The sequence below is a fragment of the Parendozoicomonas sp. Alg238-R29 genome (genome assembly GCF_947331445.1).
Lineage (GTDB): Bacteria > Pseudomonadota > Gammaproteobacteria > Pseudomonadales > Endozoicomonadaceae > Sansalvadorimonas.
Window position 1 is genome coordinate 1 of record NZ_CAMZOG010000009.1, and the last position, 22,884, is coordinate 22,884.

Sequence of the window (22,884 nt, forward strand, 5' to 3'; positions counted from 1 at the left end):
CCCGGCAAAGCGCCAAAGCCACCGGAACCAGGTGCAGGGGACAAAGACCAGGTCAACCTGACAGACGACGAATCTCGTATTATGCCCACTGCCGGTGGTGCATTCGAACAAGCCTACAATGCCCAGGCGTCTGTAGACATCGGGAGTGGTCTGATCGTGACACGTCATGTGACTCAGGCACCGAATGACAAAAAAGAAGTTGAGCCAACACTCAGACAGTTACGCATACTGGCCCCCGTGCTTGGAAAAGCTGAGGGGTTACTGGCCGACACGGGCTACTTCAGCGAGGCTAATGTCTGCGCTGTGGATAAAGAAGAACTGACACCCTACATTGCTATAAAACGGGATGAGCACAACCCGCCCCCCTTGCAGCGTTTCCAGCCGGACCCGCCAGTCCCGGATGATGACGCCAGCGCTTTGGAGTGGATGCGCTGGCGCTTGCAGACACAAGAAGGGCGAGCCATCTACAGCCGACGAAAATGCACGATAGAGCCCACCTTCGGAATACAGAAGGAGGCAATGGGATATCGGCGATTCCTGGTGCGGGGACTGGAAGTGGTCTCGAAAGAGTGGGATCTGGTCTGCCTGACATTCAACCTGCGCCGAATGTTCAACCTGAAGCAAGTCGATGATAAAAAATGGCTGGCTCTGGTGCTTTATTGGCTTGTAGTCAGCCACTGTCTCATGAGGTTACGCTGGCGTTCTGTTTGAGTAAGTGACCTCTGAAGGCAGATATGAGCTCTGTAGGCCGATATGATCAAAAAGGACTCAAATGGACGGGCCAGTCCGACAGGCTGCTAGGCATCGAACTCGGCAATGCCCTTCGGGTAGCGCTGAGTCGTGTGCTTAATTGAGAACGCCCCTAATACTCACTTAACTTTTCTCACGTAGTCTGCCGCTTTTGTTACTATTGGCGCAGACCAATATCAAGAGAGTGCTATGACGGACTTTAATGAACCGGGGCTATTGAAGTTTTGGGAGTCACATTTTATTGAATATCTGGAAGATCATGAAACTGATGATCATTCCCACGATCTGTCACACTTTCAGCGTGTATGGGGAACAGCGCAAAAGATTCTTGCTGATGAACCCCGGGATGTGAATCACCTGATTGTTCTGGCCGCCTGTTACTTACACGACATTGTTACCATTCCTAAGAATCACCCTGACCGCAGCAAATCATCACAATTAGCCGCAGAGAAAACGGAAGAGATTCTGGAAGAATTGAATTTCCCTGAAGAATTGATTTCTGGTGTCTCCCACGCTGTTGCAGCTCATAGTTTTTCCGCAAATATTCCAACGGAAACACCTGAGGCAGAAGTTGTTCAAGACGCTGACCGTATGGAAGCTATCGGCGCAATTGGTCTTGCCCGGTGCTTTTACACTGGCGGCAAGATGGGTTCCAAGCTGTTTGATGCCAAGGATCCCTGGGCGGAAAATCGTGAGTTGGATGATCGCGAATTCAGCGTGGATCACTTCTACTGCAAGCTGCTGACCCTTGGTTCAACAATGAAAACGGTTCCGGGAAGAAAGCTGGCGGAAGAAAACACTGCGTACCTGCAGGGTTTTCTGGATAAATTGCGGGAAGAATTGGGGTAGGTTTTATCTCACTGGTGACATAAGTAATGCTTATGTCACCAGTGGGGTTGTATAGCTCTAGGTCATGGACTGCCCCATGCGAACCGGAACAGTTTCATCCAGCTCTTCTGCCCACGTCACCTGATCCTTGCCAAACAGAACGATGGCTGTTGAACCCAGTTTAAAGCGACCCATTTCAGCACCACGCTCCAGCGTAATTGGCTGGTTACCTTCCGGCGTGTAGTCAAAGGTTTGAACCTTGCGCTTGTGGGGAGTGACCAATCCTGCCCAAACGGTTTCAATACTGGCAACGATCATGGCACCGACCAGAATCACAGCCATTGGACCTTTCTCTGTATCGAAGATGCACACAGCACGTTCATTGCGGGCAAACAGGCGGGGAACATTTTCTGCAGTTGTCTGGTTAACAGAGAACAGGCGACCAGGAACGTGAATCATCTTGCGCAGAGTACCTGTTACTGGCATGTGAACACGGTGGTAATCTTTTGGTGAAAGGTAAACTGTTGCGAACTTGCCATCTTCAAACTCACGGGCCAGTTCTGAATCACCACCAATAAGCTCAGTCAGGCTGTAATCATGGCCTTTAGCCTGAAAAACACGGCTGTATTGGATGTCACCAATCTGGCTGATAGCGCCATCAGCAGGGCAAACCACCGCATCTTTATGTTCCGGAAGAGGACGCATGCCGTCTTTCAGTGGACGAGTGAAGAAGGCGTTGAAGGACTCATAAGCTTCTGGATTTTCTTCCAGAGCTTCACTCATATCTACGTTGTACTGTTTTACAAACCAGTTGGTAAACGGATTTTTAATAGCCGGTACTTTGCACTCTGCCAGCAGTCCTGCACCACGGGAAATCAAGTGATGAGGAACAATGTGCTGGAATGCAATAAAGAGTTCTTTTTTCACAATCGTATTCTGCTCAGGTCTCGTAATTATTCAGCTGTTGCGCTCGTAATTGTCGCAACCGGAGTATCTGCCCGGTTTCCCCATTCTGACCAGGAACCATCGTAAGCTCTGATCTTTTTATACCCCAGAATGCGCCCGGCCATATAGGTAAACCCGGAACGGTGATGGGTTTGGCAGTGAGTAATAATGTTTTTATCCGCTCCCAGCCCCAGGTTGGCCAGAACGGAAGAAAGATCTGGAAGGATTCGGTATTGGTGCTGGTGATCCATACCTCTGGTCCATTCAAAATTAATTGCGCCAGGAATATGACCCGCCCGGGTTGCGAACTGTTTGGTACCAGCATGCTCTTCTGGTGAACGGGCATCCCAGATAGTTATATTGCTGTCATCTCCCCGGCTCAGCTCTTCCATAATCTCTTCTGCAGTGGCACGGACTGCTGGATTAACAATTGCTACACCTACCGATGAAGGTTTGGTTGTCACCGGATCTTTTTGCAGAGGAAGTTGTGCAGCAAGCCATGCGTGTAGACCACCGTTAAGGTACGACATTTTCTGGTGGCCGATGAGATCCAGGGTCCAGATTAAACGGCCTGCCCAGCCGCCGCCCTCATCGTCATAAACAACAATATGTTTATCTTTCTGGTAGCCAATCCGGTTGAACAGGGCTTGCAGGTGTTCCAGTGATGGCAGCATACCGGTTGCGGGAGGCCGACCACATACCAGCTCACCGGGCGCAATATGAACAGCGCCGGGAATATGAACCTGCTTATAAGTTGCCGGATTGCAGACATCAATAATCAACAGGTTTTCTTCACCAAGTTGATTGGCCAGCTGCTGAGGTTCGATCAGCTCTACAGACGGGAGACTGTTACTCATTGTTATTGGACCCTGACGATAGCTGATAACGGGTTGAAACAGGGCAGACGGTGTCTGCTGAAGGGCATTGTACGGCAGAGATAGCGCTTCGCAAGCCTGAACCATCTTGAGAGATTGGGACGATGGACTATTACTGTGGCTGCTTTTTGTTGGTCATAATAATGGGGTGAGTGGTTTATGCAGAGATTTCAGAGGCTTTTACAGGGCTGTGTTCTCATTGTTTTTACCTGTATTGGTGGAATCGCAGTTGCAAATGAATGGCTTGTTGCCGTACTCAGTGGGAATGCACGGGCGGATGCCTGGTTGATTCCCATGGATGGCGATGATCATAAGGCAGTTCTTCATAATATTGCCGATTCGAAAACCAATCCAGCTTTTGTTGGTCATAGCGGAAATATTGCCTTTAAGACGTCTGTGATGGCTGAAAGTAACGCCATTTACTTTACTGCAGAGCTTTTGGCTCAGATGCTGCCAGAGCTAAAAAAACTTCAGAATGATGGAAAACTGGGGGACTACCCAAGTTTCTCATTTCTCTATGGAATAGCGGGCTTGGATGCTGTGGATGGCAAAGCTCCTGGATATAGCCCTGTTCAGGGGCGAGGAGCATTACATAAGTACGAAGATGTTGTTGATGAACTGTTTCGGATTAACGACATAACCCTGAATACTCTGGTAGGTGTTCATGATGGCAGCCTGCTGCTGAGAGCTGTGCTTCAACCAGGCTCTGAGTCTGAGAACGTGGTGATTTACGACGACACCTACGGTGAAGGTTATCGTTTAAACGATGGCGTGGTCGTTAGCAGAGACTCTATCCGTACGGATAAGAATATTCCTGCTGGCGGATACTTTCATCTCGGTTATTTAGGTGGAGAAGTTCTTTCCGGAGAAAACCGAAAAGCATCTGATGATCTGAATATGCGGATTCGGGAGTTCTGGAAAAACCGAGGTATTGACTACAGCCAGGATGAAGTACGCCTGAGATATGGTTCAAGCAACCGTAATGAGCTCGGTGGTGTGCTGGCAAGCCTTGTTCGTGAGCCGGAAAGTGCCAGTAAGGAGGACGTCCTGATGTCTTCAGTTGCTCAAACAGTGGATTCCCTGGTGACACTTTCTCAAAACTTGAAAACAGCTACGCCAGAACAACCTGCTGTTATCAAAATTATTGGTTTCTATAGTGACGCGGTGGAAGGTTTGCCCATATTGAAAGAACGCTTTGCGGAATTATCTGGCGGTACTCTGATTCCTGAATTAATAAAAGGTGAACAGCTGAATCAGGCTCTCACCAATTCAGCTGTTCAAGTATTTAAAGACGTTATGAAAGTACGTTATGGAGCTGCTGGGCTCTGAAAAGGAATTGGCAGTCGTTTAACTGCTCCCTGATGCTGGAAGCGTGAAAACTCCGATGTGGATACTGTTTCTACATCGGAGAATAATTTTCCAGAGTTCTCGCTAATCCATGCTTGAGTCTTGCTGGCAGTTTCAAAGCGCTGCTGCTTTCCGGATATGATGGGATAAACCAATTCCGCCAGTGATTCTGAGTTTGCCGCGATAGCAGAACCTTTTGAAATAAATGATTCTGCAGTTGGGAAAAGAATGTCCGATTCTTCTCCAACAATGATTATGTGGGGAGCTTTACCGGTAAACTCGTGTTCAGTTAGCGCATAGAAAGCAGTTGTCAGCGCTATGAAGTTCTCTCTGGCCTTGTTTACAACAGGCAGAGCTTCAGCAATCGCCTTTCTGTATAGCTCGTCATCAACCGGTGTTTGCAGGCTAACTTCAATACGGGCTCGATTCAGGCTATTGGCTGTTTCTCCAACCAGACGGCCGAAATTATTAAAGCCTTTACCCCGTTGTAAACGGGCAATGTTTCCTGCCTGACCGTTGGGGTGGTTTGAGGATCGTGGATCCAGCGCGATAACGGGTGTCAGGGACATTCTTTGGCTTGGAGCAAGAGTGCTGTAGTTGTAGCCAATTTCATAAATGCCGCCAGATTTCCTCATGCTGGCAGGAATCCAACCGCTTACTCCGATAGCTTTTCCATCTCTGACCAGATATGGGTGACTGATAGTTGTGGTGTGAATAACCAGTGATGGTTGACCGGGAGCTTCTTTCCCAAGGCTTTTGGCATGTTGTGTAGCCATAGCCGCAATTAAGCTGGCGTCCTGCTCAACTTTTGCGCGAACTCTGGACATATCCCGGCTCTGGTAAATCGTCCGCAAAACTTCCTGCTGGGCAAAACAGGAGAAGAACTCCTTACGGCTCATGCCCGGGTTCATACAGATAGTTTGTTGATCACCTCTAAGGTGCCGGTAAGCATCGCTGTTCGGCAAACCGAGACGTTCTGCTGCATCCGCTCCGGCAGCGGCAACGTAAACCTGCATAGGCTTGCTGCCACTATTAAACAGTTTCAAACGACTCATTTCCCTTTTAATCGCTGGAGAGGCAGCGTTCAGAACTCTCCGGAAAAATACGATTGGAGAGTCGTTGTAAGAAAGGGAAGGAGGATGACCAAACACTTCTGTGTTATCCCAGGTATTTTCAGATATTTCAACCAGTGGTTCAGGGGAGTTGCTCATGCCAAAGGTCAGCTGAACCCCGGTATTGGACATATACATGCTCAAAACTGGGTAGCCATCATCAGCACGGGACAGGGGAACGCAGAACATCAATAGCCCTGTCAAAGCCACGGTAAGAATAACGGTATAGCGAATAAGTCCGGAAAACATATAGTTTCATCCCTGCCAAACGTCCCAATATCACGTTTGACAACAGCTGAGAGGTTAAGTTTTCCGGAGCAGCTTAGACGTTAGTCCTGATTCCTGCTGTTACAGGTCGTTGAGGGAAGCCAGAATCTGGCGGTAGGAATCCATCCGCTTTTCTTCAATCTTGCCTTCATCCAGAGCTTGCAGTAGTGCGCAGCCGGGCTCCTGCTCATGGTTACAGTCCCGGAATCGGCAGTACCCGAGGAATTCCCGGAATTCCCGAAAACCGTTGATAACGTCTTCAGGTTCCATGTGCCAGAGGCCAAATTCCCGGATTCCCGGAGAATCGATCAAAGATCCGCCATCGGGGAAATGGAACAACTTGGCCGCTGTGGTGGTATGCATGCCTTTGCCGGTTTGTTCGGAAAGTTCTCCGACTTTGGTCTCAATACCTGGCAAAAGCACATTCACCAGAGAAGATTTACCCACACCAGATTGCCCCACGAAAACGCTGGTATGGTCTTTCAAGAGATCCTTGATTTCATCCAGTCCGTGATCTGTTTTGGTGGAAGCAGTCAGAATTTGATAACCAAGATCACGATAGGTTGCCATAAGGCTCAGCAGGCGATCGCGGTTGGAGTCATCAATTAAGTCGGTTTTGTTCAGCAGCAGAACAGGCTCAATATCCACAGCTTCCGCCGCTACAAGATAGCGATCTATCAGATTGGCGTGGGCTGTAGGAACCGGGGCGACAACCAGAACAATGTAATCAATATTAGCCGCCACGGGTTTAATTTTTCCGTGGTTGTCTGGCCGGCAGAGCTCACTCACTCTGGGAAGCTGGGCGACGACAACGCCAATGTCATCTTTACCAGGGCGCCAGATAATACGGTCACCGGTCACCAGAGCCGGAAGGTTGGCTCGAAGGTGGCAGCGATACAGGGAGCCGGGCTCAGAAGGGCGCTCAATATCGAGTTGAACGCCATAGTGAGCGATGACCAGACCTTCTTCTTCCGGGCCTAGTTCTGAGGTATTCAGCTGATCCTGAATCTTGGTTTCCCGTTTTTTGGCCCGTTCAGCACGCTCGTCCTGAATTTTCTGGATACGCCAGTTTTGGCGGCGGTTCAGTTTGCGTTTGGCCATGAAAAACGTAATACCGGGGGGAAATGAAAAAGACTGGTGGTTTGCATGAAGTTATCCGGCCAGATTATGATGACTGATGTACTCTTAATCAATACAAGTAACAGCTTCCCTGAATTATGGCGCAAAACAAACAGTCTCTGGCAGAAAATCTGGTTTGGCTCGATCTGGAAATGACGGGGCTGGATCCAAGAATAGACCGCATTCTTGAAGTGGCGGTGATTGTTACGGATGCAGATTTGAATGTTCTGGCAGAAGGTCCTGTGATCGCCGTTCATCAACCCGACTCCGTGCTCGACTCAATGAATGAGTGGTGTATAGAAACTCATGGCAAAACCGGCCTGACCGAACGGGTTCGCCAAAGCACCATTGGCGAAGCGGAAGCTGAGCAGATGACCATCGACTTCCTTAAGCAATATGCCGAGCCCGGGAAGTCACCTATGTGTGGCAATACTATCGGTCAGGATCGTCGGTTCCTGTTCAACTATATGTCTGACCTCCATGATTTCTTCCACTACCGAAATATTGATGTCAGCACCCTGAAAGAGCTGGCCCGTCGCTGGAAACCCGAGCTGCTGAAAGGCATGAACAAGGAAGGCTCTCACAAAGCCATTGAAGATATTCGTGAGTCTATCGATGAGATGAAGTTTTATCGGGAACACTTTATCAAACTCTGATGTATTCGTTACCTGTACCTTGAAGCCGGCCGTGTGTGCTGGCTTTTTTGTTTTTGGAAGTTATAGATAGACGTCCATGGTTATAGGCTAAACTGCTCAGGCTTTAGTTCTGGGGAGGGGAGCTACAGCCTGATGAAAATAGCTGCTGCGTGCTGCAAGCGAAAGAAAGTCTACGGTTGTGTGTTTTCTCTTTGCATTATTTATTTATTTATTCCTGTCGGTTTGTTGTTGGGGAGCGGGAGAGCTTCCAAAGCACCTCAGTTATCAACCCAAAGCCTCTATATCTGGTTTTGAAACCATGGCCAACAACACTCGATATTTGCCATTAGTGGAGCCGGTTCAACGTTCTCTACCTGTTCCGCAGGAACGAAAAAAAATAATCGCAGGGAAAGTGAAAACAGAGTGGTGCAGATCACTTAGTGGAAAAGATGAGACACTCGATATAGCTCAGGATCTGATTCACTTAATGGAGAGTTTTTTTCTGGCAATACCCTTCCAGCAAACGATGAACATGCATTTGTAGCAGTCTTTAGCTTTCGCGATTTTCAGGTATGTTGTTTGAGTGCCCATTTGACATGCTCTCTCACCATGTCGGATGGATGCTCTTTTCTGGCCTTTAGAGCATTAATGACTTTCTTTGTTGAGGGAGCATTACCCAACCCTACGGCAAGATTTCGTAACCAGCCTTCAAAGCCAGTTCTGCGAATAGGTGAACCAGCGGTTCTTTCCAGAAACTCTTCTTCTGTCCAGAGAAACAGATCTGCCAGATCGGTAGAGTCCAGCTTATGGCGAGGCAGGAAATCTGTTTCCCCTGAGTGTTTGGCAAATTTATTCCACGGACAGATAATCTGGCAGTCATCGCAGCCAAATACCCGGTTACCGATAGCTTTGCGGAACTCTTCGGGAATTGAGCCTTTCAGTTCAATGGTCAGGTAAGAAATACAGCGGCGGGCATCCAGCTGGTGGGGTGCAATAATGGCATTAGTGGGGCAGATGTCCGCACAGGCAAAGCAGCTTCCGCAATGGTTGGTTCGCTGTGGTTTATCGACTGGCAGTGGCAAATTGGTGAACAGCTCTCCAAGAAAGAACCAGGAGCCTGCTTTGTTGTTTAGCAGCAGCGTATTTTTGCCAATCCAGCCCAGCCCGGCTTTTTCGGCAATAGCTTTTTCCAGAACCGGGGCGCTGTCGACAAATGCCCTGTAACCGTACTTGCCAACTTTTTCTTCGATGCGTTTACCAAGCTGGGTGATGCGTTTGCGAATGACTTTATGATAATCGCGTCCCAGAGAATAACGGGAGATATAAGCTTTTTCCGGCTGTTTCAGAACTCGAACCGCCTGAGTGTCTCCAGTCAGGTAATCCATGCGTACAGAGATAATACGAAGGGTTCCGGGAACCAGTTCGTCTGGACGGGATCGCATATTGCCATGGCTGGCCATGTAATCCATTTCGCCATGGAAATCGCGAGCCAGCCAGTTTTTCAGATGCTGCTCATGTTCACCGAGATCAATATCGGTGATGCCAGCATCCTGAAAACCAAGCTCGCGAGCCCAGCGTTTTATGTCAACCGCCAGCTGTTCCAGCTCTGTATCATCAAGAACTGGGCGAATTGGGATTGATTGAGTGTTAGGTGAATCTGTCACTTATTCAGGCAAGGTAGATATAATGCAAATATAAGGCGTAGTTTATTAACTGGCGCCAAAAGAGTATCGATCAGTAAGACTAACGGGGATCGCCCATGGGCGGCAGTTTACCACATTCACTGTATACCGCAGAACAGACTCGCAATCTGGATGCCGAGACAATTCACAATCACGGCATTCCCGGCATTGAGTTGATGAAGCGAGCCGGGCAAGCCTCTTTTGAGGTTGCCATGAAAACTTGGCCACAAGTTGGGCGGGGTGGTTCCCTGCAGGTTTTTTGCGGGGCAGGGAATAATGGCGGAGATGGCTACATTATTGCGGCTCTGGCCCGGCAAAGATACATTCCGGTGCGGGTTATCAGCCTGAAACCGCCTGAGCGCTTAACGGGAGATGCCCGCAAGGCCTGGGAGTGGTTTCGTGATCTTGGTGGCCGCTGTGAATCCTGGTCTGAAAAAATAAAACTGACTGGCGACTTGATTATCGACGCTATGCTGGGGACCGGGCTCAGCGGCGATGTTTGTGGTGATTTTGCTAATGCAATCAACCTTATCAACCAATCGGAAAAACCTGTTCTTGCGGTGGATATCCCTTCGGGACTTTCTGCTGACACAGGTGCAGAGCTGGGAACAGTTATAAAAGCTGATGTCACCGTCACCTTTATTGGTATGAAGCGAGGGTTGTTTACAGGTGTCGCTCCCCGCTTTTGCGGCGATATTTGTTTTGCCGACCTCGGTGTTCCCAAAAAGGTTTATGACATAACACAACCCGCGGCTCACTTGATTAAACGAAAGGATATGGCAGCACTGGTTCATCCAAGAGCTCGAGATGCCAACAAAGGTAGTCATGGCCATTTGCTGGTGATTGGTGGTGATCATGGCATGGGTGGAGCCTCTATCATGACCGCCGAAACTGCCCTGCGTTGTGGGGCAGGTCTGGTTACATTGGCGACCCGTTCCGAACATGTGATGGGCAGTCTTGTTCGCAGGCCAGAAGTTATGGTTCGGGGAGTTGACTCCGCTGAGGATCTGGAACCTTTGTTGGAGGGGAAAACAGCGATCGCTATAGGTCCAGGATTAGGGAAAAAAGAATGGGGGCGTTCACTGCTGCAAAAAGTGCTGGAAACAGATATTCCTTTGCTGATAGATGCTGACGCACTGAATATTATTGCCCATAACCCTGATATGTTTTTGCCTCGTACTCACTGTGTTATTACGCCCCATCCCGGTGAAGCATCGCGATTACTGAGCTTCAACATTGCTGATGTTGCGGCAGATCGATTCACCGCCGTTGGGCAGTTGCAGACTTTATGTGGTGGAACGGCCATTCTCAAAGGCGCTGGTACACTCATTGCGTCGTCTGATACAACCTGGTTGTGTCGGGCAGGTAACCCGGGTATGGCTGTTGCGGGGATGGGAGATGTTCTTAGCGGTATTATGGGCGCATTGCTAGCTCAAGGGTATTATGCGACAGATGTTGCGAAACTCGGTGTTTGGCTCCATGCCACGGCCGGAGACGATTGTGCGGCTGCTGGTGGTGAAATCGGTATTGCAGCTACAGATTTAATTCCAGCTGTTCGAAAACAATTGAATCGCTTGACTGAAGAATAGAGATTGATAACAGAAGTATGTCTGAAACAGTTTTCAAAACTTTCCCAATAGAGCTTAAGGGCGAAGACCAAATGGTCGATTTCGGTCGGCGTCTTGCCTGTGCCAGCGAAGGTTGGGGTGTGTTCTATCTGGAAGGTGACCTCGGGGCGGGGAAAACAACCCTGAGCCGTGGCATCCTGAGAGGGTTTGGTCATGAAGGAGCTGTCAAAAGCCCGACATATACTTTGGTTGAGCCCTACGAAATGGAACATCAGTCTGTTTATCATTTCGACCTGTATCGTTTAGGTGACCCGGAAGAGTTGGATTTTTTGGGAGTACGGGAATACTTTGGCCCTCATGCGTTGTGTCTGGTTGAGTGGCCTGTACGAGGCAAGGGTTTTCTTCCTCCCGCCGATATTCTTATTAAGATCGCCTATCAGCCAGAAAGTCGAATTATTAAGGTTGAGCCAATCAGCGAACATGGGCAGACTGTTTGTAGAAACCTTCAGGGATGATCACGGAGTAGAGTGTGGGGCGGGAGTTAGATTCGTTGCAGGAAGAGGATAAAGGTTCTGGCGGACCACAACTGTCCAGACGCCGTTTTACCAAAATGGCCTCGGTTCTGGTTGCCTCGTTAACTCTGCCTACCGTTTCATCTGCTCTTGCTGCCAGTGCCGCAATTAAAGGGGTGCGCTTATGGCGCTCTCCGGAAAAAACCCGTTTAGTGTTCGATCTCAGTAGCGGTATTGAACACAAAATATTTCCGCTGACCAATCCGCACCGTCTTGTTATTGATATCAAAGATACTCGTTTACCGGGCTCCCTTTCTAAACTGGAGTTGGGTGAAACGCCCATCAAAGATGTGCGCTGGGCAACCAGGAAAAATAATGATCTGCGTATCGTTCTGGATCTGAAACAGAAGATTACCCCCAGAAGTTTTGTACTCAAGCCAAACGATACATACGGTCATCGTCTTGTAATTGATTTGTTTGATGTGAAGGCAGCTGCTACCACAACACGCGTTCCTGAACCGATTTCCACCAACCGAGATATTGTTATCGCCATTGATGCCGGGCACGGTGGCGAAGATCCTGGCGCTGTTGGCCATCGCGGTGCGCGGGAGAAAGATGTTGTTTTAGCGATCGCTCGGGAAATTTCCTATTTGTTTAAACAGAACAAAGGCTTTAAACCCGTACTGGTTCGAACCGGCGATTATTATATCTCGCTGCGGGAAAGAACAAAGCTGGCCAGAAGGAAGAACGCTGATGTTTTTATTTCTGTTCATGCGGATGCGTTTAGCCGCAAGAGTGCCAATGGGGCTTCTGTGTTCACCTTGTCTCAGAGAGGTGCCTCTTCAGAAACGGCGCGCTGGCTGGCAAACAAGGAGAACAGTTCTGACCTTGTAGGTGGCGAAGATGGTGTAAGCCTGGATGATAAAGATGATGTGCTTGCCAGCGTATTATTGGACTTATCTATGACTGATAGCCAAAGCCGCAGCGAAAAGATTGGCAGCCGGGTTCTTTCCCATCTGGGACGTATTAATAAACTTCACAAAAAGAAAGTGGAACAGGCCGCTTTTGCGGTTTTGAAGAACCCGGATATTCCTTCCATTCTTGTTGAAACGGGTTTTATATCTAATCCTACCGAAGCCAGAAAACTGGTTACCAAGGCCCATCAGCGTAAATTGGCCCGTGCTGTTCATGCTGGTGTGAAAGAGTTTTTCCTAAAAAACCCTCCGGCAGGAACCTGGATTGCCAATAACCGTGGTAAAAGCTCCACAGCTGTCAGTTACAAAGTGAAAAGTGGAGATACTCTCAGTGGCATAGCCACCCGGCACCATGTCAGCCTGAACAGGCTTCTGGCCTCCAACCACATGGGTATCAGTGACATATTAAAAGTCGGGCAGATACTGCGTATTCCTTGAGCATGCTATAAAATGCGCCGCCCTGCCTTTTAATCGTTACTCACAGGTGACAGGTGACCAACTCCCTTCCTCCCGCAATATTTCTGATGGGACCAACGGCATCCGGAAAAACGGATCTGGCCGTTACGCTGCATGAACAATTGCCCTGCGATATTATCAGTGTGGATTCTGCACTGGTTTACAAAGGTATGGATATCGGAACAGCCAAGCCTGATGCGGAGTTTCTGGCAAGAGCGCCCCACCGTTTGATTGATATTCGTGATCCGGCAGAGGCTTATTCCGCCGCAGAGTTTCGGGAAGATGCGCTGGAGCATATGCGGGAAATTACCGCCCGGGGAAGAATTCCACTACTGGTGGGCGGGACCATGTTGTATTACAAAGCCCTGCGAGACGGGCTGGCAGATTTGCCAGCTGCGAACGAAACAGTCCGGCAGGAGATTATGAATCAGGCCGAACGGGAAGGTTGGCAGTCTGTGCACGACCGGTTAAATGGGGTAGACCCTGAATCAGCGGCACGTATTCACCCAACAGATCCACAGCGTTTGCAGCGGGCGCTGGAAGTTTTTCTGGTAAGTGGCAGAACTGTGACGGAACTGGTAGCGGAACAGAAACGAACTCAGTTACCATTTCGTGTACTAAATCTTGCAGTGGCTCCCAAAGAACGCAGTGTTCTTCACGAGCGTATTGCCAAGCGTTTTCGTATTATGATGGACGCAGGGTTTATTAATGAAGTTGAAGCTTTGTATGGGAGAGATGACCTGCATCCTGGGCTTCCTTCTATCCGCTGTGTCGGTTATCGGCAGGCGTGGAGTTATCTCGACGGGGAACTATCCCGGGATGATATGGTCGATAAAGGAATCATTGCAACCCGGCAGTTGGCTAAACGCCAGTTTACCTGGTTGCGTAGTTGGCAGGATTTGCATTGGTTAGACAGTTTGTCTGCCAATCTTCCAGATTCAACTATGCTGCTTGTGCAGCAATGGCTTGAAGGCAAAAGGATTTAGTTTTATTTCGAATCTAACGAATTAAGGCAATCTGGTTGTCTGCAAAAAATTGAGCTGGGACATGGTATTGAAAGCAAACTTGGTTCTTTCGTACCCCTAGCTAGTATTACTTATTGAACGCTCATTGGGGCTGGCTTAAGGTTCTCTGTCTTTTTGCTGTATACAGATTAAACAATTAGCTGTGTGCTTTCTCTGTATCTGCTAACCTGTAAGCCGTTCCAAGCCGGACTTTGAGCGCGGGCTTTTTATAATTCGACAAATAAAAGGAGTACGGAAATGTCAAAAGGGCATTCCCTACAAGACCCTTACCTGAACGTCCTGAGAAAGGAGCGTGTTCCCGTTTCCATTTATCTGGTTAACGGCATCAAGCTACAGGGGCAGATTGAGTCTTTTGACCAATTTGTGATTCTTCTGAAAAATACTGTAAGCCAGATGGTTTACAAGCATGCAGTATCTACTGTTGTACCTGGTCGTCCTGTACGACTGCCTATGCCTAATCAGGAAGGCGACGACCTGCTGCCACAAGACTGATTGGCCTATTTAGCCTGAGTCCGGTGTTTGCAAGTTTTGATTCCCTGGTCCCTATGATGTTGTTGAGTTGAAATGATTTAACACAATCGTCGGGCAATCAGGGTTTTAAGGTGCATAGCAGATTAATGCTGCCCGAATTTTCAAAGAGCCAGATTTCTTCGGGAGTCTGGCTTTTTGTTTATGCATTCTGTATTTGTAGAATCTGTATTGAAGCCTCTGAACATTGAAAATATGTAATACTGAAGAAATAAAATCCTGTTCAGGGCAATCAAAGGGTACAATCCTTCTTCTGAATAAAATGAAATGGAGCAGATTGCTTGTTTTTTGAGCGTCACGAACGTGGTGAAAGAGCAGTACTAGTCCATCCTGAGTGTCTTGACGATCAGCAGCGTGAAGATCCGCGAGAATTTCAGGAGCTGGTTCGTTCCGCCAATGTGGAACAGGTTGCCTTTGTTGTTGTCGCCAACCCCAAAGTCTCCCCCCGCTATTTTGTCGGTTCCGGCAAACTGGAAGAAATCCGTCAGCAGGTCATTGCCTGTGATGCTGATGTTGTACTGTTTAACCACGCCTTATCCCCCAGTCAGGAACGAAACCTTGAGGCAGAACTCGAATGCCGCGTGGTAGATCGTACCGGCCTTATTCTCGATATTTTCGCCCAGCGTGCCCGTACCCATGAAGGCAAGCTGCAGGTGGAACTGGCTCAGCTTGACCATGTGAGTACTCGCCTTGTTCGGGGCTGGACGCACCTTGAGCGTCAGAAAGGTGGTGTTGGCCTGAGAGGGCCGGGTGAAACCCAATTAGAAACAGACCGTCGCTTGCTGCGTGCACGGATAAAAACTATCCAGAAGCGTTTGGACAAAGTTCGGAAACAACGGGATCAAACCCGTCGTTCCCGGAAGCGTGCGGATATTCCGCTGGTATCGCTGGTGGGTTATACCAACGCGGGTAAGTCTACGCTGTTCAACGCCATCACTGAGTCCGGTGTTTATGCGGCAGATCAGTTGTTTGCTACTCTGGATCCAACTTTGCGTCGTTTGCAGATCCAGGATCTGGGCCCAATCATTCTGGCAGACACTGTAGGCTTTATCCGCCATTTGCCTCATAAGCTGGTGCAGGCATTTCGGGCAACACTGGAAGAGTCGGCAATGGCTGACTTGCTTCTCCATGTGATTGATTGCGCAGATGCGGAACGTCAGGACAATATCCAGCAAGTTCATAATGTGCTGGAAGAAATTGAAGCGAATGAACTGCCTACTCTGGAAGTTTTCAATAAAACTGATCTGCTGGGCATGAAACCCCGTATCGATCGGGATGAAAACAATAAACCGGTTCGGGTGTGGATTTCTGCACAGCGCAACGAAGGTCTGGATCTTTTACAGCTGGCCATTGCAGAGCTGCTTGGTGACGACCTGGTTCACGAGTTCATTCCGGTCCCCCATGACAAAGGTCGTTTGCGCGCACGTCTGTACAAACTGGGTGTCGTTCAAAGCGAAGACTTCAATGAAGAAGGTTTGCCGGTTCTGGAGCTGAGAATGCCCCGGCAGGAATTACAGAAACTCATGTTACAGGAAGGGATGGATGTTCCGTGGGAGCTTCCAGACAAAGAACCCTGGATGAATGAGTGAGGGGTTCTGTGATACCGGGAGATGTTTCCGGTATCACAGAAGAAACCTGTGTTACACCCTTGAATTTGATTCACAAGAGCACCATTGAGAGTTGTATTCAGGTTTTGATCCAGAGCTTCGGAACCAGAAATCAATGAAATGCTTAAATGTGTTTGAGCTATTTGAGTGTTATTGTTGATGGAGCGGAATTTCTGGATGCAAGATGGGGGACAGATTGACACAACCTGTGTACCGTTCTGTATTTATAGACTGATTAAACACTGTTTATCAGTTTAGTCGAGAGAAATACTCGGATGTATGCTGCGTATAAGCCGTAGTGAAGGTTGCGTCTAATACCGCAGTAACTCTACAATTTGCCATGGTGGTCGCAGTAGGCTGTGTACAGCGAACAGCGCGCGTGTATAGCGACTGGCCATTACTGACAGTGGGCAGGTACTGGATGAGTTCCTGAAAAACATATCAGGAATTTATCAGGCAGGCTTTCTGAACTCTGTCTGCGTGACCAGACAGTGGATGACAACGCTGACGACGGAGAACTTTATGGCCTGGAATGAGCCGGGTGGTAATAACCAGGATCCCTGGGGGGGCGGAAACAAAGGCAACAATCAGGGTCCACCTGATTTGGACGAAGCCTTCCGCAAGTTTCAACAGACACTGAAAGGCATTTTCGGTGGCAAGGGCGGCTCTACAGGCGGCAATGGAAACCGTGGAGGCTCTGGCAGCGCAGCTGGCAGTGGTGGTCTCTGGGTTGGTATTGTTGTTATCGCTATTCTTGCCTACCTGTGGAACGCTGTTTACGTTGTCGACGAAAAAGAACGTGCAGTAATCCTGCGTTTTGGTAAGTACACAGAAACTGTAGGCCCTGGTCTGCGCATGTACTTCCCGCCTGTTGAGTCCCGCTACTTGAGGCCGGTTACCCAGATCAATACGTATCGTTTGAGTCAGTCCATGCTGACTGAAGACGAAAATATTGTCGAAGTAGCTATGTCTGTTCAGTACAACATCACCAGTCTGGAAGATTATGTACTAAAAGATTCCAATCCTGAGCAAAGCCTGAAGGAAGCAACCCAGAGTGCCCTGCGTCATGTCGTGGGTAGTTCTGAGATGTATAAAGTGCTGACCGAAGGGCGTGAGGTTCTTGGCGACGAAGTGAAGGTTCGTTTGCAGGAATACCTGAATGCCTACGGAACGGGCCTCAATGTTATTAAGGTAAACATTGAAAGCTCCCAGCCTCCTCGTCAGGTGCTGACTGCATTTGATGATGTTATTCGAGCGCGGGAAGAAGAGCAGCAGGAAAAGAACAAGGCAGAAGCTTACGCGAACCAGGTTATTCCTGAAGCCCGAGGTGATGCCCAGCGTATCCGCGAAGAAGCAGAAGGTTACAAAGACGAAGTCGTTTCCCGTGCCAAGGGTGATGCTTCTCGTTTCAACCAGCTGCTGACCGAGTATCAGAAAGCACCAGGGGTAACCCGAGAGCGTCTCTATCTGGAAACCATGCAAGAACTGCTGGGTACAACCAGTAAGGTTCTGGTTGATGTGAAAGGTGGAAACAACATGATGTATCTGCCACTGGATAAACTGATGGATGGTAAGAAATCCCGATCAGCATCCGGAGGCTCTTCAAGCAACTCAGGAGCAACAGCCCTGTCTCAGGATGATATCGGCACTATTGCTGATCAGGTAACTGCCGAGATCAACCGCCGTGTCAGCAACAGCCGTACAGGGAGGACTGCACGATGAGTTCTAAAGTAATGTCTGCTGTTATTGTACTGGGTCTGGTTTTCCTGGTTCTGGTTAACAGCCTGTATATGGTGACTGAGCGCGAACGTGGTGTTCAACTGCGCTTTGGTCAGATTACTCATGCTGACATTAAGCCCGGACTGCATATCAAAGTTCCTTTCATTGATAATGTGAAGATCTTTGATGGCCGTTTACAATCTCTGGATGTTCCTCAGGCGCGTTTCCTGACCCTGGAACAGAAAGCTGTAGTTGTTGATGCTTACATTAAGTGGCAGATTCAGGACGTTGAGAAATTCTACAAAGCAACAAACGGTGAACTGTATCGTGTCAGCCAGTTGCTGACCCAGCGTGCAGATTCTCGTTTGCGTAACAGCTTTGGTGGTTTGACTCTCAATGAGGTGGTTTCCGGTCGCCGTGATCAGATGATGGAAGATATCACCTCCAACCTTAACTCCGTAGCGCTCAAGGAACTGGGTGTTTCTGTTAAGGATGCCCGTGTGAAGAAAATTGACCTTCCGGAAGACGTGAGTGACTCTGTATTCCAGCGGATGGCATCTGAGCGTGAGAAAGAAGCTCAGGAATACCGTTCCAAGGGTAAGGAGATGGGTAAGGCTATCCGCGCGAACGCTGAGCGTGAGCGTCGGGTTATTCTTGCTGAAGCTTATCGGAAATCAGAAATTCTGCGCGGTGAAGGTGATGCCGAATCAGCATCTATCTATGCCAGTGCTTACCAAAAGGATTCTGAGTTTTATTCCTTCTACCGCAGCCTTCAGGCCTACAGAAACTCCTTTAACAGTGCTTCTGACGTTATGTTGCTTGAACCAGACAGTGACTTCTTCAAATATTTGAAGGAACCTTCTGGTAAGTAAGAAATACACGCTGACTGCAAGCTGGTCGAGTGGTATGATTACGCAAACCGGGTCCGAGGGACCCGGTTTTTTCGTGTATAGCGTTTGAATGCTTTGCGTTTCCAAATGCGTATCAAGATAGAGAACGCCCATGAGCTTCTGGCAGGAATTGGCAGTTGCATTCTGCCTGATGTTGGTACTGGAAGGGATCATTCCTTTTCTTTACCCCCAGAGATGGAGACAGCTTGTTGCCCAGCTGGCTCGTGTGGATGATCGGAGTCTGAGAATAACTGGTCTGGCCAGTATGTTGATTGGAACTGTTCTGCTTTACCTTGTGCGCTGACTTGTTTGCTTAAGTTATAAAGGCTCCTAAGAGAGCTAAAACGAGAGACGGGGAAAATGACGATAGCGGATCGCTGGCTGTTGCCGGATGGTATTGAAGAAGTGCTCCCACCCGAAGCCCGGAAGGTTGAGCATATACGCCGTGAAGTGCTGGATCTATATGCCTCTTGGGGCTACGACCTGGTTATCCCTCCTCATATAGAATTTCTCGAATCCCTGACTGCCGGTTCTGGCAGTGACCTGGAACTGATGACCTTTAAGGTGACGGACCAACTTTCCGGTCGCACCCTTGGTCTGCGTGCCGACACAACACCTGCAGTTGCCCGAATGGACGCTCATACCTTACGCCAGGATGGTCCGGTTCGGCTCTGTTATGCAGGCAGTGTATTCCACACCCGCCCGGCAACCCTGACCGCTTCCCGTACCCCTATTCAACTGGGAGCTGAGCTTTATGGTCATTTCGGGTTAGAAAGTGATCTGGAAGTTATCTCCCTGATGTTGGAAACACTGGCATTGTCTGGTATCTGCCAACCTTCTGTTGATCTTGGCCACGTTGGTATCTTTAGACAGCTGGTGAAAATGGCCGGAATCAGTTCTGAAGGTGAAGCAAAGTTGTTTGATGCTTTGCAGCGCAAAGATATTGGCGAAATGCAGGCTTTGATCACTGGTATCACTGTCCCCGAAGCGGGCAGAATGCTGATGGCGCTGCCAGAACTGTGTGGTGATATTTCAGTTCTGGATATAGCACGAAAAGAGCTGGCGCAGGCACCAGCTGAAGTGCTTGAAGCCATTAATAGCCTGGCAGCACTTGCTGAACGTGTAAGTGCGCTTTATCCGGCTATTTCTCTGTACTTTGATCTGGGTGAACTCCGAGGTTACAACTACCACACCGACGTCGTTTTTGCGGCGTATGTTCCTGGTGAAGGGCAGGCTGTTGCCAAAGGTGGTCGTTATGATGGCATCGGGGCAGCATTTGGGCGTTCCCGTCCTGCAACGGGCTTCAGTGCAGATCTTAAGGTTTTATTGCGTCTCGGTTCTTATGAAGAGCCGGAACGAACAGGGGCCATTCTGGCACCTCTGGATGTTGATCCGGAAATTGTTCGTCAACTGCGTGCTCAAGGTGAGCGTGTAATCAATCAGCTTTCTGACAATACCGATGGTGAAAGCCGGAAGTACAGACGAATTTTGAAACATGTGGATGGAAACTGGCAGGTTATTTCAGCAGATTCAATCTGATGGAATGAATTTATCAGCGCCATAATTGGCTAAAACGGATGCTGTAAACCGAAAGGTTGGGCAGGCGGTTTTTTTTTTACCGAGATGAAGTGATGGGCAAGAACGTAGTCATTCTGGGCACCCAGTGGGGTGATGAAGGCAAGGGCAAGATTGTTGACCTGCTGACCGATCAAGCGTCCGCTGTTGTGCGTTTCCAGGGCGGCCACAACGCCGGGCACACGCTAGTTATTAATGGTGAGAAAACAGTTCTTCACCTGATCCCTTCCGGTATTCTCCGTGACAATGTCACCTGCTACATCGGTAACGGTGTTGTACTGGCTCCAGATGCCCTGCTGAAAGAAATGGCAGAGCTGGAAGAGCGTGGAGTACCTGTTCGTGAGCGCTTGCGTCTGAGTCCGGCCTGCCCGCTCATTCTTCCTTATCATGTAGCTTTGGATCAGGCTCGTGAAGCGGCCCGTGGTAAAGCCAAGATCGGTACAACAGGCCGTGGAATAGGGCCTGCTTATGAAGATAAAGTTGCTCGCCGTGGTCTGCGTTTGAGTGACCTGATGCATCCCGAGCGTTTCGCTGAGAAGCTGAAGGTGGTGATGGAATATCACAACTTTGCTCTGGAGAACTACTACAAGGCTGAGCCTGTCAGCTACGAAGACGTGTTGGAAAAAGCTCTTGAGTGGGGTCGCCAGATTCTGCCTATGGCTGATCGTGTGACCGATAACCTGCACGAACTGCGTAAAGATGGTGAGAATATCCTGTTTGAGGGGGCTCAAGGCTCTCTGTTGGATATTGACCACGGTACCTACCCGTTTGTAACCTCTTCCAACACCACTGCTGGTGGCGTGGCTACTGGTTCTGGTTTTGGCCCTTTGTATCTGGATTATGTTCTGGGTATCACTAAGGCTTACACCACTCGTGTAGGTTCTGGTCCATTTCCAACAGAATTGTTTGATAGCGTTGGCGAACACTTGGGCACCAAGGGCAATGAATTTGGCGCGACAACCGGTCGTGAACGTCGCTGCGGTTGGTTGGATGCTGTTGCTTTACGCCAATCTGTTCAGATTAACAGTGTATCCGGTATCTGCTTGACCAAACTGGATGTTCTGGATGGCCTGGAAACAGTTAAGATTTGCACCAGCTATACCAACTCTACCGGCGAAGAGATTGTCACTCCTAACGATGCAGAAGAGTGGGAAGAAATTACTCCGGTTTATGAAGACATGCCTGGTTGGAGCGAGACGACTTTTGGAGCGAAGACTCTGGAAGAGCTGCCTGCTAATGCCCGTGCTTATATCAAACGTGTAGAAGAAATTATCGGCGCTCCTGTGGATATCATTTCCACTGGCCCGGATCGTGTTGAAACGATCACTCTGCGTCACTCCTTTGATGCTGAGTGAATCCAGCGCTGTGTAAAAAAGGCTTCTGCTTAGGAGCCTTTTTTATCTGACTGCTTTAGTTGGCAGACCGTTACTTCTGAATAGCCAGGCCAGCCCCAAGACCAACTAATAGCGTTCCGGTAATCCCATTAAAAGCCTGATTCACAGATGGCTTTGCCAGCCACTCTTTAGCCCTGTTAATCATCAAAGAAATCATAGTCTGCCAAATCATGGCAATGACAAAATGAAGCCCGGCCAAAGTGAGAGACTGTATTAATGCAGAACCCTCAGGATTTATAAACTGAGGCAGAAATGCCATATAAAAAATGACAGTTTTTGGGTTTAAGATGTTAGAGAGAAAACCTTCTCGAAACGATTGTGAGGCTGAAAAAGAGTGCCCTTTTACCTGACCGGTTACTAAACTGGCTTTACCCCGCCATGCTTGCTTCAGGCTTCCAAATCCCAGCCAGATAAGATAACCGGCGCCAGCCAGCTTCAAAAAACTGAATGCAACGGCAGACTGAAGAAGAATAACGGAAATACCTGCAGCAGAAACCAATGCGTGAATAAACAGGCCAGAGCAGATGCCCAGGCTAGTGACCGTGCCATCTGCAAGCCCACCGCGGCTGGTATTACGCATAACAATCAGGGTATCGGCACCCGGAGCCATAGTGAGTAAAACCAGTGCAATAAGAGCGGGCCAGAGATCGTAAAACATACATCACCTTATAAGTATTCTGTTCGGCAGAGTAACAGGAAAATGCTAGTGGGCTACAAATCGGTTTATATAAAAAGCGGTAGATAAGCCGAAGAACTGCAAACCGACCTTTGATATCGACTATGCCATCTGCCGTAGCATAAGGTTTCAGTTGTTATCCACCAAGACAAACACAGGAAAACCAGTGACAGTCTCCATGAATATACTAACCATCAGGCATTGGGTTTAGCCCAACAAAGCCAAGGTGGTCTGCAGTATTCGTCTGGCTATAAAAACAGGCGATAATTTCCTGTGTAACTAATCGCCTACTTAATTTGTTAGTCGTTCTAGCATTTCTGATACAAAGTGTTAGTCAATTCGTTCTTCGTATACGACTAAAAGGTGTCTAATAGCCTTTACATCGCCTGAAAGCCCTGTG

Annotated in this window: 21 protein-coding genes; 15 read left to right on the plus strand and 6 right to left on the minus strand. The window is 48.8% G+C overall.

Annotated elements, in window-relative coordinates; all coding sequences use genetic code 11:
- Positions 1-711 (plus strand): transposase (locus QMA35_RS03735; protein WP_281645792.1); only part of this gene is annotated, 711 nt, incomplete at its 5' end.
- Positions 712-939: 228 nt separating this feature from the next.
- Entirely contained in the window at positions 940-1,599 is a 660-nt protein-coding gene (locus QMA35_RS03740; protein WP_281645793.1) for an HD domain-containing protein, read from the plus strand.
- 57 nt (positions 1,600-1,656) lie between these two features.
- Here QMA35_RS03740 and asd read toward each other — a convergent pair whose 3' ends face one another.
- Positions 1,657-2,508 (minus strand): archaetidylserine decarboxylase, encoded by an 852-nt coding sequence (gene asd / locus QMA35_RS03745; RefSeq protein ID WP_281645865.1) that lies wholly within the window; start codon positions 2,506-2,508, stop codon positions 1,657-1,659.
- Positions 2,509-2,531: 23 nt separating this feature from the next.
- Positions 2,532-3,380 (minus strand): rhodanese-like domain-containing protein, encoded by an 849-nt coding sequence (locus QMA35_RS03750; RefSeq protein ID WP_281645794.1) that lies wholly within the window; start codon positions 3,378-3,380, stop codon positions 2,532-2,534.
- Positions 3,381-3,557: 177 nt separating this feature from the next.
- On the opposite strand from QMA35_RS03750, the gene QMA35_RS03755 reads away from it, so the two are divergent.
- On the plus strand, positions 3,558-4,727 hold the full coding sequence (locus QMA35_RS03755) for a hypothetical protein (RefSeq protein WP_281645795.1): 1,170 nt from the start codon (positions 3,558-3,560) through the stop codon (positions 4,725-4,727).
- On the opposite strand, the gene QMA35_RS03760 is transcribed toward QMA35_RS03755, so the two are convergent.
- Entirely contained in the window at positions 4,706-6,106 is a 1,401-nt protein-coding gene (locus QMA35_RS03760) for a hypothetical protein (protein WP_281645796.1), read from the minus strand. The two genes, QMA35_RS03755 and QMA35_RS03760, sit on opposite strands and share 22 nt — an antisense overlap.
- 99 nt (positions 6,107-6,205) lie before the next feature.
- Positions 6,206-7,225 (minus strand): small ribosomal subunit biogenesis GTPase RsgA, encoded by a 1,020-nt coding sequence (gene rsgA / locus QMA35_RS03765; protein ID WP_281645797.1) that lies wholly within the window; start codon positions 7,223-7,225, stop codon positions 6,206-6,208.
- Between the two features lie 116 nt (positions 7,226-7,341).
- Between rsgA and orn the strand changes: the two genes are divergently transcribed.
- Complete coding sequence (gene orn / locus QMA35_RS03770) at positions 7,342-7,899, plus strand: oligoribonuclease (protein ID WP_281645798.1); 558 nt, start codon at positions 7,342-7,344, stop codon at positions 7,897-7,899.
- Between the two features lie 545 nt (positions 7,900-8,444).
- Here the strand turns inward: orn and queG are convergent.
- Positions 8,445-9,542 (minus strand): tRNA epoxyqueuosine(34) reductase QueG, encoded by a 1,098-nt coding sequence (gene queG, locus QMA35_RS03775; protein ID WP_281645799.1) that lies wholly within the window; start codon positions 9,540-9,542, stop codon positions 8,445-8,447.
- Positions 9,543-9,637: 95 nt separating this feature from the next.
- On the opposite strand from queG, the gene QMA35_RS03780 reads away from it, so the two are divergent.
- The 11 genes from QMA35_RS03780 to QMA35_RS03830 all read left to right on the plus strand — a co-directional run bounded on the left by QMA35_RS03780 (position 9,638) and on the right by QMA35_RS03830 (position 21,769).
- A complete protein-coding gene (locus tag QMA35_RS03780; RefSeq protein WP_281645800.1) occupies positions 9,638-11,149 on the plus strand; it encodes an NAD(P)H-hydrate dehydratase in 1,512 nt (503 codons plus the stop codon).
- A 17-nt stretch (positions 11,150-11,166) separates the two neighbouring features.
- Positions 11,167-11,643: a tRNA (adenosine(37)-N6)-threonylcarbamoyltransferase complex ATPase subunit type 1 TsaE gene (gene tsaE, locus QMA35_RS03785; RefSeq protein WP_281645801.1), complete on the plus strand. Its 477-nt coding sequence runs from the start codon at positions 11,167-11,169 to the stop codon at positions 11,641-11,643.
- 14 nt (positions 11,644-11,657) lie between these two features.
- A complete protein-coding gene (locus QMA35_RS03790) occupies positions 11,658-13,052 on the plus strand; it encodes an N-acetylmuramoyl-L-alanine amidase (protein ID WP_281645802.1) in 1,395 nt (464 codons plus the stop codon).
- 53 nt (positions 13,053-13,105) lie between these two features.
- On the plus strand, positions 13,106-14,056 hold the full coding sequence (gene miaA, locus QMA35_RS03795; RefSeq protein WP_281645803.1) for a tRNA (adenosine(37)-N6)-dimethylallyltransferase MiaA: 951 nt from the start codon (positions 13,106-13,108) through the stop codon (positions 14,054-14,056).
- A 276-nt stretch (positions 14,057-14,332) separates the two neighbouring features.
- Complete coding sequence (gene hfq, locus QMA35_RS03800) at positions 14,333-14,587, plus strand: RNA chaperone Hfq (RefSeq protein ID WP_281645804.1); 255 nt, start codon at positions 14,333-14,335, stop codon at positions 14,585-14,587.
- A 317-nt stretch (positions 14,588-14,904) separates the two neighbouring features.
- Positions 14,905-16,212, plus strand: coding sequence for a ribosome rescue GTPase HflX (gene hflX, locus QMA35_RS03805; RefSeq protein ID WP_281645805.1), 1,308 nt, complete (start codon positions 14,905-14,907; stop codon positions 16,210-16,212).
- A gap of 540 nt (positions 16,213-16,752) precedes the next feature.
- Positions 16,753-17,952, plus strand: a complete 1,200-nt coding sequence (gene hflK, locus QMA35_RS03810; RefSeq protein WP_281645806.1) for an FtsH protease activity modulator HflK — start codon at positions 16,753-16,755, stop codon at positions 17,950-17,952.
- On the plus strand, positions 17,949-18,821 hold the full coding sequence (gene hflC / locus QMA35_RS03815; RefSeq protein WP_281645807.1) for a protease modulator HflC: 873 nt from the start codon (positions 17,949-17,951) through the stop codon (positions 18,819-18,821). The genes hflK and hflC overlap by 4 nt, the downstream gene beginning before the upstream one ends.
- 130 nt (positions 18,822-18,951) lie before the next feature.
- Positions 18,952-19,143, plus strand: a complete 192-nt coding sequence (locus QMA35_RS03820; RefSeq protein WP_281645808.1) for a DUF2065 domain-containing protein — start codon at positions 18,952-18,954, stop codon at positions 19,141-19,143.
- A gap of 56 nt (positions 19,144-19,199) precedes the next feature.
- The gene (locus QMA35_RS03825; RefSeq protein WP_281645809.1) at positions 19,200-20,378 is read left to right on the plus strand and encodes an ATP phosphoribosyltransferase regulatory subunit; all 1,179 of its coding nucleotides are present in this window, start codon (positions 19,200-19,202) and stop codon (positions 20,376-20,378) included.
- Positions 20,379-20,470: 92 nt separating this feature from the next.
- Positions 20,471-21,769 carry an adenylosuccinate synthase gene (locus QMA35_RS03830; RefSeq protein WP_281645810.1) on the plus strand — a complete coding sequence of 433 codons (1,299 nt, stop codon included), beginning with the start codon at positions 20,471-20,473 and terminating at the stop codon, positions 21,767-21,769.
- 70 nt (positions 21,770-21,839) lie between these two features.
- On the opposite strand, the gene QMA35_RS03835 is transcribed toward QMA35_RS03830, so the two are convergent.
- The gene (locus QMA35_RS03835; RefSeq protein ID WP_281645811.1) at positions 21,840-22,466 is read right to left on the minus strand and encodes a LysE family translocator; all 627 of its coding nucleotides are present in this window, start codon (positions 22,464-22,466) and stop codon (positions 21,840-21,842) included.
- Positions 22,467-22,884: the final 418 nt, after the last annotated feature.

What these genes read in the sequence shown, in the direction of transcription:
- QMA35_RS03740 (WP_281645793.1), top strand. Translation starts at nt 940, where the DNA reads ATGACGGACTTTAATGAACCGGGGCTATTGAAGTTTTGGGAGTCACAT.
- QMA35_RS03750 (WP_281645794.1), bottom strand. Translation starts at nt 3,380, where the DNA reads ATGAGTAACAGTCTCCCGTCTGTAGAGCTGATCGAACCTCAGCAGCTG.
- QMA35_RS03755 (WP_281645795.1), top strand. Translation starts at nt 3,558, where the DNA reads ATGCAGAGATTTCAGAGGCTTTTACAGGGCTGTGTTCTCATTGTTTTT.
- QMA35_RS03760 (WP_281645796.1), bottom strand. Translation starts at nt 6,106, where the DNA reads ATGTTTTCCGGACTTATTCGCTATACCGTTATTCTTACCGTGGCTTTG.
- rsgA (WP_281645797.1), bottom strand. Translation starts at nt 7,225, where the DNA reads ATGGCCAAACGCAAACTGAACCGCCGCCAAAACTGGCGTATCCAGAAA.
- orn (WP_281645798.1), top strand. Translation starts at nt 7,342, where the DNA reads ATGGCGCAAAACAAACAGTCTCTGGCAGAAAATCTGGTTTGGCTCGAT.
- QMA35_RS03780 (WP_281645800.1), top strand. Translation starts at nt 9,638, where the DNA reads ATGGGCGGCAGTTTACCACATTCACTGTATACCGCAGAACAGACTCGC.
- tsaE (WP_281645801.1), top strand. Translation starts at nt 11,167, where the DNA reads ATGTCTGAAACAGTTTTCAAAACTTTCCCAATAGAGCTTAAGGGCGAA.
- hfq (WP_281645804.1), top strand. Translation starts at nt 14,333, where the DNA reads ATGTCAAAAGGGCATTCCCTACAAGACCCTTACCTGAACGTCCTGAGA.
- hflK (WP_281645806.1), top strand. Translation starts at nt 16,753, where the DNA reads ATGGCCTGGAATGAGCCGGGTGGTAATAACCAGGATCCCTGGGGGGGC.
- hflC (WP_281645807.1), top strand. Translation starts at nt 17,949, where the DNA reads ATGAGTTCTAAAGTAATGTCTGCTGTTATTGTACTGGGTCTGGTTTTC.
- QMA35_RS03820 (WP_281645808.1), top strand. Translation starts at nt 18,952, where the DNA reads ATGAGCTTCTGGCAGGAATTGGCAGTTGCATTCTGCCTGATGTTGGTA.
- QMA35_RS03825 (WP_281645809.1), top strand. Translation starts at nt 19,200, where the DNA reads ATGACGATAGCGGATCGCTGGCTGTTGCCGGATGGTATTGAAGAAGTG.
- QMA35_RS03830 (WP_281645810.1), top strand. Translation starts at nt 20,471, where the DNA reads ATGGGCAAGAACGTAGTCATTCTGGGCACCCAGTGGGGTGATGAAGGC.
- QMA35_RS03835 (WP_281645811.1), bottom strand. Translation starts at nt 22,466, where the DNA reads ATGTTTTACGATCTCTGGCCCGCTCTTATTGCACTGGTTTTACTCACT.